Raw genomic sequence first — 15,213 nt, 5'->3', positions numbered from 1 at the left:
CCCCGCGCGCAAGGGGCGGGGCGCTTCAGTCTTCTTCCGGCTCCTCGACCGGCACATGCACATGCAGGTCGATCATCTGCCGCAGGGTCTGCTTCAGTTCCTCGGCGCGCCGCAGGCCGAAGGGTTCGAGCACGCGCCGCTCATGGTCGCGCGCGAGTTCCATCAGGTGCTCCACGGCCTTCAAGCCCTTGCGCGTGATGCGCACCAGCGTGATGCGGCGATCACTCTCATGGGGCAGCCGCTCGACCTGTCCGCGTGCCTCCATGCGGTCGAGCAGCCGCGTGACGGTCGGCTGCTTGGTCACCGTCACCTGCGCGAGCTGGCCGATGCTGATCGGCTCGCTGCCCGCGAGCGAGGCCATCACGCGCCACTCGGACACCGAGAAGCCCTGCTGCCGCGCCACCTCGTGGAATTCCGAGGAGATCAGCTGGCTGGCCTGCGCCAGCAGCGCGGGCAGGTAGTCATCGACGAAGCGATGTGTTTCAGGAGATGGCTCGGCCATGGAGGCACCTCACGGCCAAGCGCCCCGAACCAACCGCGGGCACGCTGCTTGCATGTCTAGGGTAATTCATGATTGTGGATACATTCATTTGTCAACATTATAGAAAGCACGGTGCGGCAGCTTGCACGCATCGTCCCACGAGAGAGAACAAGGACCGACATGGCTGAGCGTTCGTTCGTCGAAGAAGTCAAGAAGCTGCGGCTTTCTGGCGGAGATGTGTTTCGCGGTGAAGGCATTCTGGCGGTCACCAAGGCCCTGCTCGAATCGGGAGTTTCCTATGTGGCGGGGTACCAGGGGGCACCCATCTCGCACCTGATGGATGTGCTGGCCGATGCGCAGGACATCCTTGCCGAGCAGGGCATCCGCTTCGAGAACAGCGCGAGCGAAGCCACCGCGGCCGCCACGCTGGCCGCTTCCGTCAACTATCCATTGCGCGGTGCCGTCACCTTCAAGGCGACCGTGGGTACCAACGTGGCCTCGGACGCGCTGGCCAACCTGGCTTCGGGCGGCGTGACCGGCGGCGCGCTGATCATCGTGGGCGAAGACTACGGCGAGGGCTCGTCGATCATGCAGGAGCGCAGCCATGCCTTCGCGATGAAGTCGCAGATCTGGCTGCTCGATCCGCGGCCCAACCTGCCGAGCATCGTCGATGCGGTGAAGCAGGGCTTCGATCTCTCGGAGGCGAGCAACACGCCCGTGATGCTGCAGCTGCGCATCCGCGCCTGCCATGTGCATGGCCATTTCATTGCGGGCGACAACAAGCGCGCGAAGTTCACGCTGAAGGACGCGCTCGAGAATCCGCAGCGCGACGTCGGCCGCATCGTGCTGCCGCCCGCGAGCTTCGTGCACGAGCAGGAGAAGGTGAAGGACCGCTGGCCCGCGGCCGTGCGCTTCATCGAGGAGCGCCAGCTCAACGAGTTCTTCTCGGAGGACGCCGACGACATCGGCATCATCGTGCAGGGCGGCAGCTACAACACGCTGCTGCGCGCGCTCGAGCGGCTCGGCCTGGCCGACGTGTACGGCAATACCCAGGTGCCGCTCTACGTGATGAACGTGGCCTACCCGGTCATCGAGAGCGAGGTGATCCGCTTCTGCGAAGGCAAGCGCGCGGTGCTGATCGTGGAGGAGGGCCAGCCCAACTTCGTCGAACAGAACCTCGCGACCATCCTGCGGCAGGCCGGCTCGACCACCGCGCTGCATGGCAAGGACATGCTGCCCGTTGCGGGCGAGTACACCGCATCCGAACTGCTGAAGGGCGCGCGCAGCTTCTGCGAGCGCTATGAACGCCTCGCGCCGCTGCCGGTGCCTCCGCCGGTGCGCAAGGTGATTCCGCTCAAGGAAGTGGCGGCCATCGGCGTCGATGCCGCGCCCGAGCCGGCGCAGCCGTCCACCTCGCTCGCCGAGGTCGTGCATGCGCGCCCGCCGGGCTTTTGCACCGGCTGCCCCGAGCGGCCGATCTTCAGCGCGATGAAGCTGGTCGAGCGCGAGCTGGGTCCGCACCACGTGAGCGCCGACATCGGCTGCCACCTGTTCTCCATCCTGCCGCCCTTCAACATCGGCAACACCACCATGGGCTACGGGCTCGGCGGCGCCGGGGCCTCGGCGCTCAATGCGCCGGCAGGCAAGCGCGCGATCTCGATGATGGGCGACGGCGGCTTCTGGCACAACGGCCTGACCAGCGGCGTGGCCAACGCGGTGTTCAACAAGAGCGACAACCTCACCATCGTCGTCGACAACAACTACACCTCGGCCACGGGCGGGCAGGACATCCTCTCGTCGAACGCCGTCAACAGGACCCGCAGCACCGGCCACGAGATCGAGCGCGCCGTGCGCGGCGTGGGCGTCGAGTGGGTGAAGACGATGCGCCGCACCTACGACGTCGCCGGCATGCGCGACGCGCTGAAAGAGGCGCTCACCACGGCGAAGAAGGGCCCCAAGGTCCTGATTGCGCAGTCGGAGTGCATGCTCAACAAGCAGCGCCGCGAGAAGCCGCTGGTGCGCAAGGCCATCGTGGACGGCAAGCGCATGGTGCGCGAGAAGTTCGGCGTCGATTCCGATACCTGCACGGGCGACCACTCGTGCATCCGCCTGTCGGGCTGCCCCTCGCTGTCGATCAAGCCCAATCCCGATCCGCTGCGCACCGATCCGGTGGCCACGGTGCTCGACAGCTGCGTGGGCTGCGGCGTGTGCGGCGAGGTCTCGCATGCGGCGGTGCTGTGCCCGTCGTTCTACAAGGCGCAGATCGTGAGCAACCCGAACCGCTGGGACCTGCTGCGCGAGCGCCTGCGCGCCGCCATCATCGGCTGGCTGCAGCGCGGCGAAGCGCGCCGCCGCGAAACCTATGCCTTCTGAAGCGATGACGAACAAGGCGCAACCGATCAAGATCGCGATCCTTGCCATGGGCGGGGAGGGCGGCGGGGTGCTGGCCGACTGGATCGTCGACATGGGCGAGGCCAATGGCTACGTCGCGCAGACCACCTCGGTGCCGGGCGTGGCGCAGCGCACCGGCGCCACCATCTACTACGTCGAGCTGTACCCCATCGCCCAAGCCGAAGCCGACGGCGGCCGGCCCGTGCTCGCGCTGATGCCGCTGCCGGGCGATGTCGACGTGGTGCTGGCCTCGGAGCTCATGGAGGCGGGGCGCGCGGTACAGCGCGGGCTCGTCACCAGCGACCGCACCACGCTCATTGCATCCACGCACCGCGTGTTCTCCATCGCCGAGAAGAGTGCGCTCGGCGACGGCCGCGTCGACAGCGCGCAGCTGCTCGCGCACACCGCGCGGGCCGCCAAGCGCTTCATCCGCTTCGACATGGCGCAGGCGGCCGAAGCCGCGGGCAGCGTGATCAGCGCCGTGCTGTTCGGTGCCCTGGCGGGTTCGGGCGTGCTGCCGTTCAGCCGCGCGCAGTTCGAGGCCACCATCGAGCGCGGCGGCGTGGGCGTGAGGCCCAGCCTCAAGGCCTTTGGTGCGGCGTTTGCGCGTGCGCAGGGTGGCGACGATGGCGAAGCGCCGCCCGAAGCGGCAGCTGCCATGCCAACGCCGCAGCCGCGCCATCCGGCCGTGCGTGCATTGGTCGAGCGTGTGCAGCGCGAATTTCCTGCTGCGGCCCACGACCTGCTGCTCGAAGGCGTGCGCCGCCTGATCGACTACCAGGACACGGCCTACGCCAGCCTGTATCTCGACCGCATGGCCGCCGTGGCAGCGCTGCCGGGCCATGGCGACCATCGGCTGCTGCGCGAGACAGCGCGCCACCTCGCGCTCTGGATGTCGTACGAAGACACGGCCCGCGTTGCCGCGCTCAAGACCCGCGCCACCCGCTTCGAGCGCGTGCGCGGCGAAGCGCGCGTGCAGCCGGGCCAGGTGCTCGCCATCAACGAGTACATGCATCCGCGCCTGCAGGAAATCTGCGAGACGCTGCCGGGCGGCATTGGCCGCTGGCTCATGAACTCCACGCTGCCGAAGAGGATCGTCGAGCGCTTCACGCAGCACGGCCGCGTGATCCAGACCAGCTCGCTGCACGGCTACCTGATGCTGCGCACCGTCGCGGCCATGAAGCGCTGGCGCCGCTCGACGATGCGCTATGCGGAGGAAAACCGCCGCATCGAGGAATGGCTGCAGCGCATCGCCGCCACCGCGCAGTGCAACCCCGAACTGGCCGTCGAGCTCGCGCAGTGCCAGCGCCTGGTCAAGGGCTACAGCGACACGCACGAGCGCGGCATCCGCAACTACGACACGGTGATGCGCGCGGTCGAGCGCGCCGGTGCGGCGCTGGCCCCGGCCACCTTGCGCGAGCTGCGCGATGCGGCGCTTGCCGACGAACACGGCCACAAGCTGCAGGCTGCGCTGGCGCAGCACGCTCTGGCCTGAAGAGACAACGGACGAACGATGACCGCTCCCACCGCCACGCTCCAGCTTCGCGTTGCCGAAGCGCGCCAACTCAATCCGCTGATCCGCACGCTGCGGCTGCGCGCCGAAGACGGCCGCGCGCTCCCCGGTTTTGCGGCCGGCGCCCACATCCGCGTGCAGGTCTCGCTGCCGGACGGCAAGACCGATTGGCGCCACTATTCGCTGATCAACTTTGCGACTGCACGCAACGCCAACAACGCGCCGACCGAATACGTCATCGCCGTGCGCAAGGAGGCCGAAGGCCGCGGCGGCTCGCGCTTCATGCACGAAGCATTGAACGAGGGCGACACGCTCGCCATCGAGGCGCCGAAGAACGACTTTCCGCTGCACACCGGCCCCGGCGGATCGGTGCTGGTGGCGGGCGGCATCGGCGTCACGCCGCTCGCCACCATGGCCGCACGCCGCCGCGCCGAGGGTGCGCCGGTGCACATGCACTATGCCGGCCGCAGCCGCGAGCTGATGGCCTTCCTGCCCGAGCTGCAGGCGCTGCTCGGCGACGACCTGCGCGTGCATGCCGACGCCGAGGCCGGCGGGCCGCTCGACATCGACGCGCTGCTCGACGGCGTGTCCGCCGGCGACCGCCTCTACGTCTGCGGCCCCAAGGTCATGCTCGACGCCGTGCTCGCCCGCACCCAGGCGCGCGGCTGGGAGCACGACCGCGTGCATTTCGAGCTGTTCACCGAGCCGGTCGCGGAAGAGGGCGATCAGCCCTTCGAGGTGGAGCTCGCCCAGTCGGGCCAGCGCCTCACCGTGCCGGCCGACCAGAGCATCCTCGACTGCCTGATCGAGCACGGCTGCGACCCGATGTTCGACTGCAAGCGCGGCGAATGCGGCGTGTGCGCCACGCCCGTGCTCGAAGGCGAGATCGATCACCGCGACTACGTGCTGACCGCCCGCGAGAAGGCGCAAGGCAATGTCATGCAGATCTGCATCTCGCGCGCCAAGGGTGCGCGCCTGGTGCTCGATATCTGAAGCAGGAGACACGAGAACCATGACCTCGTACCGAGACAACCCCGATGCCATCCGCGCGCTGGTGCAGAAGGACCGTGTGCACCGCGACCTGTACACCAGCCAGGAGCTGTTCGAGCTGGAGCAGGAGCACTTCTTTGCCAACACCTGGAACTACGTCGGCCACGAGAGCCAGCTGCCCAAGCCCGGCGACTGGATCAGCAACGAGATCGCCGGCCGTCCGCTGATCGTCGTGCGCCACGCCGACGGCAGCGTGCGCGCGATGATGAACCGCTGCGCCCACAAGGGCTCGCGGCTGGTGAACGGGCCTTGCGGCAACACCGGCAAGTTCTTCCGCTGCCCGTACCACGCGTGGACCTTCAAGACCGACGGCTCGCTGCTGGCGGTTCCGCTGAAGACCGGCTACGAGAACACCGCGCTGCACGAGTGCGAATCGGCCAAGGGGCTCACCACGCTCAGGCATGTGCGAAGCCACCGCGGCTTCATCTTCGTGAAGATCAGCGATGCGGGGCCGGACTTCGACGACTACTTCGGCGATTCGCTGAGCTCCATCGACAACATGGCGGACCGCTCGCCCGAGGGCGAACTTGAAATCGCGGGCGGCTGCCTGCGCTTCATGCACCAGTGCAACTGGAAGATGTTCGTCGAGAACCTCAACGACACCATGCATCCGATGGTGGCGCACGAGTCGTCGGCCGGCACCGCCAAGCGCATGTGGGCCGACAAACCCGAGGACGAACCCAAGCCCATGGCGGTGGAGCAGTTCGCGCCCTTCATGTCCGACTACAAGTTCTTCGAGGACATGGGCATCCGAACCTATGACAACGGCCACAGCTTCACGGGCGTGCACTTCAGCATCCACAGCAAGTACAAGGCGATCCCTGCCTACGACGGTGCCATGAAGGCGCGCTACGGCGAGGCAAAGACCGCGCAGATCCTCGGCATGGCACGGCACAACACGGTGTACTACCCGAATCTCACGATCAAGGGCGCGATCCAGGCGATCCGCGTGGTCAAGCCGATCTCGGCCGACAAGACGCTGATCGAGAGCTGGACCTTCCGCCTCAAGGGCGCGCCGCCCGAGCTGCTGCAGCGCACCACCATGTACAACCGGCTCATCAACTCGCCGTTCTCGGTGGTAGGGCACGACGACCTGCAGGCCTACCGCGGTATGCAGGCCGGGCTGCATGCGAGCGGCAACGAGTGGGTGAGCCTGCATCGCAACTACGACCCGTCGGAGTTGAAAGGCGGAGAGATCACCACCGGCGGCACCAACGAACTGCCGATGCGCAACCAGTACCGCGCGTGGGTCCAGCGCATGACGGAGACCATGTGATGGCCGGCACCGAAGTCACCCGCCAGGACCTGATCGACTTCGTCGTGAACGAGGCGCACCTGCTCGACACCCGCCGCTACGAGGAGTGGAACGCGCTCTTCACCGACGATGCCTTCTACTGGGTGCCGCTGGTGCCTGACCAGGAAGACGGCCTCAACCACACCTCGCACCTCTACGAGGACAAGCTGCTGCGCGACCTGCGCATCGAGCGCCTCAAGAGCCCGCGTGCCTTCTCGCAGCAGCCGCCGAGCCGCTGCCATCACCTGCTGCAGGTGCCCGTGGTCGAGCAGTTCGACGCCGAGGCCAACCGCTTCGTGGTGCGCACCGGATTCCACTACACCGAATCGCAGGGCGACGAACTCCAGTTCTACGTCGGTACCTTCTTCCATCACCTCAGGGTGCAGGACGGCGCGCTGCGCATGGTGCTCAAGCGCGTCAACCTGCTCAACTGCGACGCGGCGCTGCCGGCCGTGCAGCTTTTTATCTAGGGACGCGATGCCACACGCCACCGTCCACGACGTTTTCGCGGCCACCGCGGCGCGCACGCCGCAGGCCGAATTCCTGTTCACCGAATCGGTGACGGCCGCTGCCTACGGAATCGAAGCTGGCGCCATCCGCTGGGCCGATGCTGCCGCGCAGATCGAGCGCCTGCGCGCGGCTTACGCGCGAGCCGGCTACGGGCACGGCCACCGCGTCGGACTGTTGTTGGAGAACCGGCCGGACTTCATCTTCCACTGGCTCGCGCTGAACGCACTGGGCGCGAGCGTGGTGCCGATCAACGCCGAGATGCGCTCGGCCGAGCTGGCCTACCTGATCGGCCACAGCGAAATCAGCCTGGCCGTGACGTTGCCAGGGCGCGCCGCCGACCTGCGTGCTGCGGCGACGCAGGCGGGCGTGGCGTTCGAGACGATGGGGCCTGAAGACGCAGTGCCGCCAGCGAAGACTGCCGCACCACGCGCCCATGAGCCCATCGGCGCCGACACCGAATGCGGCCTGCTCTACACCTCCGGCACCACTGGCCTCCCCAAGGGCTGCATCCTGAGCAACGCCTACTTCCTGCGCGCCGGCGAGTGGTATGCGGCGCTTGACGGCGTTTGCAGTATTCGCCGCGACACCGAGCGCGTCATCACGCCGCTGCCGCTCAACCACATGAACGCGATGGCCTTCTCCACCATGGTGGTGCTGGTCGCGGGCGGCTGCCTGGTGCAGCTCGACCGCTTCCATCCGAAGACCTGGCTGGCGAGCGCATGCGAAAGCGGCGCGACCATCGTGCACTACCTGGGCGTGATGCCGGCCATGCTGCTGTCCGCGCCCGCATCGGCTGCCGACCGCGACCATGCCATCCGCTGGGGCTTCGGTGCCGGCGTGGATCGCAAGAACCATGCGCCTTTCGAGGAGCGCTTTGGCTTCCCATTGGTCGAGGCCTGGGCCATGACCGAGACCGGCGCAGCCGCCTGCATCATGGCCAACCGCGAGCCGCGCCTCGTGGGCACCAGCTGCTTCGGCCGGCAAGAGGGCTTCGTTCAGATCCGCCTCGTGGGCGAGGATGGCAATGAAGTCGGCGTCGATGCACCAGGCGAGCTGCTGGTGCGTTCGGCCGGCGACGACCCGAAGCGCTATTTCTTCTCCGGCTACCTGAAGGACGAAGAGGCCACGCGCGAAGCCTGGGCCGATGGCTGGTTCCACACCGGCGACCTGGTGCGCCGCGATGCCGCGGGCAACTTCTTCTTCGTCGACCGCAAGAAGAACGTGATCCGCCGCAGCGGCGAGAACATCTCGGCCGTCGAAGTGGAGAGCGTGCTCAACCAGCACCCGGCCGTGAAGGCCTCGGCCGTGGCCGCCACGCCCGATGCGGTGCGCGGCGACGAGGTGCTGGCCTGCATCGTGGTGCGCGAAGGCGCCGATGCATCGCAGCGCGAGCAGCTCGCCGCCAGCATCGTCGAGCATGCGCTCGCCCAGCTGGCCTACTACAAGGCTCCGGGCTACGTGGCCTTCGTCGAGGCGCTGCCGCTCACGCCGTCGCAGAAGATCCAGCGTGGCCAGCTGCGCGAGATGGCGCAGTCGCTGCCGGGCCAAGGCCATTGCGTCGACACACGCGCCATGAAGAAAAGACAACAGGTGGGGCAGGCATGACGGCAAGACGACGACTCTCCTACGAAGGCGTCGCGGTGGCCGTGCCCATCACCGTGCCCTATGTGCGCTACTCCACGCGCACCGCGCACTGGTTCATCGGGCAGGCCATCGAGGCGCTGGTCGAAGCCAGCGGCGTGGCCAAGGAACAGATCGACGGCCTGTGCCTCAGCAGCTTCTCGCTCGCGCCCGACACGGCCGTGGGCGTCACGCAGCACCTGGGCCTGTCGCCGCGCTGGCTCGACCATGTGCCCACGGGAGGCGCCTCGGGCGTGATGTGCCTGCGCCGCGCGGCGCGCGCGGTGCAGGCGGGCGATGCCGACATCGTGGCCTGCGTGGGCGCGGACACCAACCACGTCGATTCCTTCCGCCAGACGCTCGGCAGCTTCAGCAACTTCGCGCGCGATGCGAGCTACCCCTACGGTTCCGGCGGGCCCAACTCGATCTTCGCGTTCATCACGGCCAACTACATGCGCACCTACGGCGCACGGCGCGAAGACTTCGGCCGCATCTGCGTGGACCAGCGCACCAACGCGCTCGGCAATCCGAACGCGATGTTCAAGAAGCCGCTCACGCTCGACGAATACATGGCCGCGCGGCCCATCTCGGACCCGATCCACCTGTTCGACTGCGTGATGCCCTGCGCGGGTGCCGATGCGTTTCTCGTGATGAGCGAGGAGCGCGCGCGCGACCTCGGTCTTGCGCACGTGGTGATCCGCGGTGCCATCGAGCGCCACAACGCCTACGCCGACGATCCGGTGATGGTGCAGGGCGGCTGGCGCATGGACCGCGATGACCTCTACGCGCAGGCCGGCGTGCAGCCCGCCGCGCTCGACTTCGTGCAGACCTACGACGACTACCCCGTGATCGTGATGATGCAGTTCGAGGACCTGGGCTTCTGCGAGAAGGGCGAGGGCGCGGCCTTCGTGCAGGCCAACACGATGACCTTCGACGGCAGCTTTCCGAACAACACGAGCGGCGGGCAGCTCTCGGCCGGGCAGGCGGGCGCGGCGGGCGGCTTTCTAGGCATGGTCGAGGCGATCCGTCAATTGACCGATCAAGCCGGCTCACGCGCGGTGCCCGAGGCACAGCTGGGCCTCGTCGCCGGCTTCGGCATGGTGACTTACGACCGTTGCCTGTGTACAGGCGCCGTCATTCTCGGGAGACCCGCATGACGATGCCTTTGATGCGCCCCCCGCGCAAGAACCCGGTGCTGCGCACCCGGCAGATGAACCTGCCGCCCGGCGCGCGCGGCCGTGTCGCGCTCGGCCTCACGGCGGCCGCTGCCGAAAGCCGCTTCGAGCTGCAGACCTGCGAGCAATGCGGCACGGTGCAGTACCCGCCGCGCGAGGTCTGCCACAAGTGCCTCTCGGCCTCTTTGCGCTGGCGCGCGCAGGGCGGCGAGGGCGAGCTGCTCGGCAGCACCACGCTGCACCACAGCAACGACCTGTTTTTCCGCGAGCGGTTGCCCTGGCGGCTGGGCCTGGTGCACCTCGATGCAGGCCCCACGCTCATGGTCCACCTGCATGGCGAGGTCGGCGATGCCCCGCAACGCGTGCGCGTGGGTGCCCGGCTCGACCGCGCGGGCCAGGCCGTTCTCATTGGTTTTCCGATTGAAGGGAGTCCCCACATGGCCGACGACAAGATGCTGCGTGAAATGACCAGCGACCCCAAGTTCCGCAAGGTGCTGGTGACCGATGGCAAGACCGAGGTGGGCCAGGCCATCGTGCGTGCGCTGGTGAAGGCCGGCGCCGACATTGTCTGGGTCGGCCATGCCGAGCCGTGGAAGAAGATGGGCGAGGGCCTGGACGACATCTCGGCGCTGCCCCAGGTCACGCTGGTGCCGCTGGACCTCACCAACGGCCGCCAGGTGACCGAGCTCGCGGGCTCCATCGGCGGCAAGGTCGACATCGTGATCAACAACGCGGAGGTGCACCGTACTTTCGGCATCGGCGCGCGCCGCGGCACCGACGTCGCCAAGGCCGAGATGGACATCAACTACTTCGGCCTGCTGCGCCTCGCGCAGGAGCTCGGCCCCGCGCTCAAGGGCCGCTCGGCCGACGGCGCGACGGGGGCCACGGCCTGGGTCAACCTGCTGTCGATCTACGCGCTCAGCAACTTCCCGCCGCACGGCACCTTCAGTGCCTCGAAGGCCGCGGCGCATTCGCTCGCGCAATGCCTGCGCGCCGAGATGCGGCCGGCCGGCATCCGGGTGATCAACGTGTTCCCGGGCCCTATCGACGACGAGTGGAACCAGCACACGCCTCCCCCCAAGCTCGCGCCCACCGCGCTGGCCAACGCCATCGTGAAGGCGCTGCGCGACGGCGTCGAGGACGTCTATCCGGGCGACGTGGCGCAGGAGTGGCTGGAGCGCTGGCGCGACAACCCGAAGGTGCTCGAGCGCGAACTTGCGGCGGGCGGCTGAGACAGGAGCCACACGAATGACCACGACAACCGAACTGATGTCCGCCGCCGAAATCCTCGGCGGCCTCGTGACCGCGATGGCCAGCGGCCGCATTCGCGTGATCGACCTCACGCAGACGCTCACGCCCGAGTTTCCGCAGATTGCCTTGCCGCCCGAGATGGGCCAGTGCTGGCCCTTCCGCATCGAGGAAGTGTCGAAGTACGACGAGCGCGGCCCGGGCTGGTACTGGAACAATTTTTCCTGCGGCGAGCACACCGGCACGCACTTCGACGCGCCGATCCATTGGATCTCGGGCCGCGATCTGCCGAACAACTCGGTCGACACGATTCCCGTGCAGCACTTCGTGGCGCCGGCCTGCGTGATCGACTGCTCGGCCGACGTGCAGGCGAACGACGACTACCTGCTGAGCGTGGCCGACATCGAGCGCTACGAAGCGGCGCATGGCCGCATTCCGAAGGGCGCATGGGTGCTGATGCGCACCGACTGGTCCAAGCGCAGCGACCCCGAGGCCTACCAGAACTTCGACGAGACCGGCCAGCACACGCCCGGCCCGAGCACCGAGGCCGTGCGCTTCCTGGTCGAGCAGCGCGACGTGCTGGGCTTCGGCTCGGAAGCCATCGGCACCGATGCCGGCCAGGGCTACCACTTGCGACCGCCGTACCCGTGCCACTACTACATGCACGGCGCGGGGCGCTACGGGCTGCAGTGCCTGAGCAACCTCGACCTGCTGCCACCGTCGGGAGCGGTGCTGATCTGCCCGCCGCTCAAGATCGAGAAGGGCAGCGGGAGCCCGCTGCGCGTTCTCGCCTTGGTGGGAGCGCAGGCATGACGCCGAAGGTCGCGGCCATCACCGGCGGCAGCGCCGGCATCGGCAGGGCGATCTGCGAGGACCTGCTCGCACAGGGCTACGAGGTGGTCTCGCTCGCGCGCCGCAAGGCCGGGATCGACCATCCGAAGCTGCACAGCATCGAGGTCGACCTGAGCGACCGCGCCGCGACGGGCGAGGCCGTGCGCGAACTGGTCGAGCGTTTCGCACCGACCACCATCATCCATAACGCCGGCGTGATCCGCGCGGCTTTGCTGCCCGAAGTGAAGCTCGACGACCTCGACACGCTGGTCGACCTGCACCTGGCCTCTGCGATCCAGCTGGTGCAGGGCGCGCTGCCCGCCATGCGTGCGCAACGCTTCGGCCGCATCGTGCTGCTGTCGTCGCGCGCCGCACTGGGCCTGGCCACCCGCACCAGCTACTCCGCCACCAAGGCCGGCATGCTGGGCATGGCGCGCACCTGGGCGCTCGAACTCGCCGCGGACGGCATCACCGTGAACGTGGTGGCACCGGGCCCGATCCGCACCGACATGTTCTACGACGTGGTCGAGGCCGGCAGCGAGAAGGAACGTGCGCTCGCCGCCTCCGTGCCCGTCAAGCGCCTTGGCGAATCGGCCGACGTGGCACGCGCCGTGCGCTTCTTCGCAGACCCGGACAGCAGCTTCATCACCGGGCAGGTGCTCTACGTCTGCGGCGGCACCAGCGTTGGCAGCCTCGCTCTCTGACAGTCATTCAGCGTTCTTCTCGTTCATCCATCACCTCTGGAGCATTGCCATGAAAGTCCTGAACCGATTCCGTGCCATCGCGGGCATTGCCGCGGCCTTTGGCGCCCTGAGCGCCGCGGGCGCATGGGCGGCCGATCTCAAGGTCGGCTTCATCACGTCGCTGTCGGGGCCGGTGTCGTCGCTCGGCATTCCCTACGAAAAGGGCATGAAGGCCGCCATTGCCTACAAGGCCGACATCGGCGGCCGCAAGATCCAGCTGGTGCAGCTCGACGATGCGTCCGACCCGTCCACGGCCGCGCGCAATGCCCGCAAGATGATCGACGAGGACAAGGTCGACGTGATCATCGGCACGGCGGGTTCGCCCGGCGCGCTGGCCATTGCCGGCGTGGCGCGCGAGACGAAGACGCCGCTGATCTCCATCGCCAACGCCAACCTGCCGGGCGAGGAGGGCGCATGGATGGTCACGCTGCCGCAGCCCGCCCCCTTGATGGTGAGCGCGGTGGTCGAGCGCATGAAGAAGTCGGGTGTGAAGACGGTCGGCTACATCGGCTTTTCCGACGCCTGGGGCGACCTGGTGTACGGCGCGCTGCAAAAGAGCGCGGAGCCCGCAGGCATCAAGATCGTCTCGAACGAGCGCTATGCGCGCGCCGATTCATCGGTGACCGGCCAGGTGCTCAAGATCGTGGCGCTGCGGCCTGACGCGGTGATCACCGGCACGTCGGGCACGCCTGGCGCGCTGCCCTACCTGGCGCTCGCGGAGCGCGGCTACAAGGGCCAGATCTACGGCATGCACGCGCTGATCAACCCCGACTTCGTGCGCGTGGGCGGCGCCTCGGTCGAAGGCCTGCTGGCGCCTACCGGCCCGGTGATCGTGGCCGAGCAGCTGCCGAGCGAAAACCCGATCCGCAAGGTGTCGATGGACTTCCGCGCGGCCTACCAGAAGGCCAACGGCGCGCCGCCGACCGATGCCTTCTCGGCCTACACCTTCGATGCCTGGCTGCTGTACCTCGATGCGGCCCAGCGCGCACTCGCCACCAAGGCCGAGCCCGGCACGCCGCAGTTCCGGCTTGCGCTGCGCGACGCCATCGTGAGCACCAAGGAGCTGGTGGGCACGCACTCGGTCTACAACTTCAAGCCGACGGACCGGTACGGTTCCGACGAGCGCTCGCGCGTTGTCGTGAAGCTGGAAAAGGGCCAGTGGAAGCTGGTTCCCTGAAACAACACACGCTGGAGCAACCTCAATGATGAAAAAGAACCTGGCCCGGATCCTCGGCCTCACCGCCGTGGCACTGGCGGCCGCACAAGCCATGGCGGCCGATCTCAAGATCGGCTTCATCAGCTCGCTTTCGGGCCCGGTCGCGGCCTTGGGCGTGCCGTACGAGAAGGGCATTCGGGCCGCCATTGCCGAGCATCCGGAGATCGGCGGCCGCAAGGTCCAGCTGATCGTGCTCGACGACGCCTCCGATCCCACCACCGCCGGGCGCAACGCGCGCAAGCTCGTGGTGGAAGACAAGGTCGACGTGCTGATCGGCACTTCGGGCGTGCCGGGCGCGATGGCCATTGCGTCGGTGGCGCGAGAACTCAACACGCCGCTGATCTCGCCCACGCCCGTCACCATCCCCGGCCCCGAAGGCGCCTGGACCGTGACGGTGTCGCAGCCGTTCCAGCTCATGGTCGCGGGCGTGGTCGAGCGCATGCAGAAGTCCGGCGTGAAAACCGTGGCCTTCATCGGCTTTTCCGATGCGCTCGGCGACCTGGCCTATGACTCGCTCGTGAAGAGCGCCGAGAAGGCCGGCATCAAGGTGGTGGCGAACGAGCGCTATGCGCGCAGCGATTCGTCGGTGGCCGGGCAGGTGCTCAAGATCGTCGCGCAGCGGCCAGATGCCGTGTTCGCCGGCAACTCGGGCACGCCCGGCGCGCTGCCTTACCTCGCCCTCGCCGAGCGCGGCTACAAGGGAAAGATCTACGGCACGCACGGCCTCATCAACGCCGACTTCGTGCGCGTGGGCGGTGCCTCCATCGAAGGCCTGCAGGTACCCAGCGGCCCCGTGCTGGTGGCCGACCAGCTGCCCGACAGCAACCCGATCAAGAAGGTGTCGATGGGCTTTCGCAGCGCCTACCAGAAGGTCAACGGCGCGGTGCCGACCGATGCCTTCTCGTCGTACACCTACGACGCCTACCTGCTGCTGGCCGATGCCGCCTCGCGCACCAAGGGCGAGCCGGGCACGCCGCAGTACCGCAGCGCGCTGCGCGATGCCATCGCCAGCACCAAGGAATTGGTGGGCACGCACGGCATCTACACCTTCAAGCCCGACGACCGCTACGGCTCCGACCAACGCGGCGTGGTGATCGTGCAGATGAACAAGGGCCAATGGAAGCTCGTGCCCTGAGCACGT

13 protein-coding genes are annotated in these 15,213 nt (G+C 67.9%); 12 read left to right on the top strand and 1 reads right to left on the bottom strand.

Annotated features, from left to right (window positions below; all coding sequences use genetic code 11):
- Positions 1–25 precede the first annotated feature (25 nt).
- Positions 26–502, bottom strand: coding sequence for a MarR family winged helix-turn-helix transcriptional regulator (locus EJO66_RS01175; protein ID WP_025569755.1), 477 nt, complete (start codon positions 500–502; stop codon positions 26–28).
- Between the two features lie 159 nt (positions 503–661).
- On the opposite strand from EJO66_RS01175, the gene EJO66_RS01170 reads away from it, so the two are divergent.
- The 12 genes from EJO66_RS01170 to EJO66_RS01115 are packed head-to-tail and all read left to right on the top strand — an operon-like array spanning position 662 to position 15,207.
- Positions 662–2,854 (top strand): thiamine pyrophosphate-dependent enzyme, encoded by a 2,193-nt coding sequence (locus EJO66_RS01170; RefSeq protein WP_124957096.1) that lies wholly within the window; start codon positions 662–664, stop codon positions 2,852–2,854.
- Positions 2,855–2,858: 4 nt separating this feature from the next.
- Positions 2,859–4,367 carry an indolepyruvate oxidoreductase subunit beta family protein gene (locus tag EJO66_RS01165; protein WP_125964499.1) on the top strand — a complete coding sequence of 503 codons (1,509 nt, stop codon included), beginning with the start codon at positions 2,859–2,861 and terminating at the stop codon, positions 4,365–4,367.
- 18 nt (positions 4,368–4,385) lie between these two features.
- Positions 4,386–5,378: a PDR/VanB family oxidoreductase gene (locus EJO66_RS01160; protein WP_125964498.1), complete on the top strand. Its 993-nt coding sequence runs from the start codon at positions 4,386–4,388 to the stop codon at positions 5,376–5,378.
- Between the two features lie 19 nt (positions 5,379–5,397).
- Entirely contained in the window at positions 5,398–6,711 is a 1,314-nt protein-coding gene (locus tag EJO66_RS01155; protein ID WP_124957090.1) for an aromatic ring-hydroxylating oxygenase subunit alpha, read from the top strand.
- Positions 6,711–7,199 carry an aromatic-ring-hydroxylating dioxygenase subunit beta gene (locus EJO66_RS01150; RefSeq protein WP_125964497.1) on the top strand — a complete coding sequence of 163 codons (489 nt, stop codon included), beginning with the start codon at positions 6,711–6,713 and terminating at the stop codon, positions 7,197–7,199. The genes EJO66_RS01155 and EJO66_RS01150 overlap by 1 nt, the downstream gene beginning before the upstream one ends.
- 7 nt (positions 7,200–7,206) lie before the next feature.
- On the top strand, positions 7,207–8,844 hold the full coding sequence (locus EJO66_RS01145) for an AMP-binding protein (protein ID WP_125964496.1): 1,638 nt from the start codon (positions 7,207–7,209) through the stop codon (positions 8,842–8,844).
- Entirely contained in the window at positions 8,841–10,016 is a 1,176-nt protein-coding gene (locus tag EJO66_RS01140; RefSeq protein ID WP_124957084.1) for a thiolase family protein, read from the top strand. Before EJO66_RS01145 ends, EJO66_RS01140 begins: the two co-directional genes overlap by 4 nt.
- Complete coding sequence (locus EJO66_RS01135) at positions 10,013–11,266, top strand: SDR family NAD(P)-dependent oxidoreductase (RefSeq protein WP_125964495.1); 1,254 nt, start codon at positions 10,013–10,015, stop codon at positions 11,264–11,266. The genes EJO66_RS01140 and EJO66_RS01135 overlap by 4 nt, the downstream gene beginning before the upstream one ends.
- A gap of 16 nt (positions 11,267–11,282) precedes the next feature.
- Positions 11,283–12,095: a cyclase family protein gene (locus EJO66_RS01130; protein WP_124957080.1), complete on the top strand. Its 813-nt coding sequence runs from the start codon at positions 11,283–11,285 to the stop codon at positions 12,093–12,095.
- On the top strand, positions 12,092–12,817 hold the full coding sequence (locus EJO66_RS01125) for an SDR family NAD(P)-dependent oxidoreductase (RefSeq protein WP_125964494.1): 726 nt from the start codon (positions 12,092–12,094) through the stop codon (positions 12,815–12,817). Before EJO66_RS01130 ends, EJO66_RS01125 begins: the two co-directional genes overlap by 4 nt.
- A gap of 49 nt (positions 12,818–12,866) precedes the next feature.
- Positions 12,867–14,033, top strand: coding sequence for an ABC transporter substrate-binding protein (locus EJO66_RS01120; RefSeq protein WP_124957076.1), 1,167 nt, complete (start codon positions 12,867–12,869; stop codon positions 14,031–14,033).
- Positions 14,034–14,061: 28 nt separating this feature from the next.
- Complete coding sequence (locus EJO66_RS01115) at positions 14,062–15,207, top strand: ABC transporter substrate-binding protein (protein WP_125964595.1); 1,146 nt, start codon at positions 14,062–14,064, stop codon at positions 15,205–15,207.
- Positions 15,208–15,213 lie beyond the last annotated feature (6 nt).

It is taken from the genome of Variovorax beijingensis (assembly GCF_003951285.1).
In the GTDB taxonomy this organism is placed as follows: domain Bacteria; phylum Pseudomonadota; class Gammaproteobacteria; order Burkholderiales; family Burkholderiaceae_C; genus Variovorax; species Variovorax beijingensis.
The sequence above is the reverse complement of the archived record's forward strand: the minus strand, read 5'-3'. Positions and strand labels throughout refer to the sequence as shown.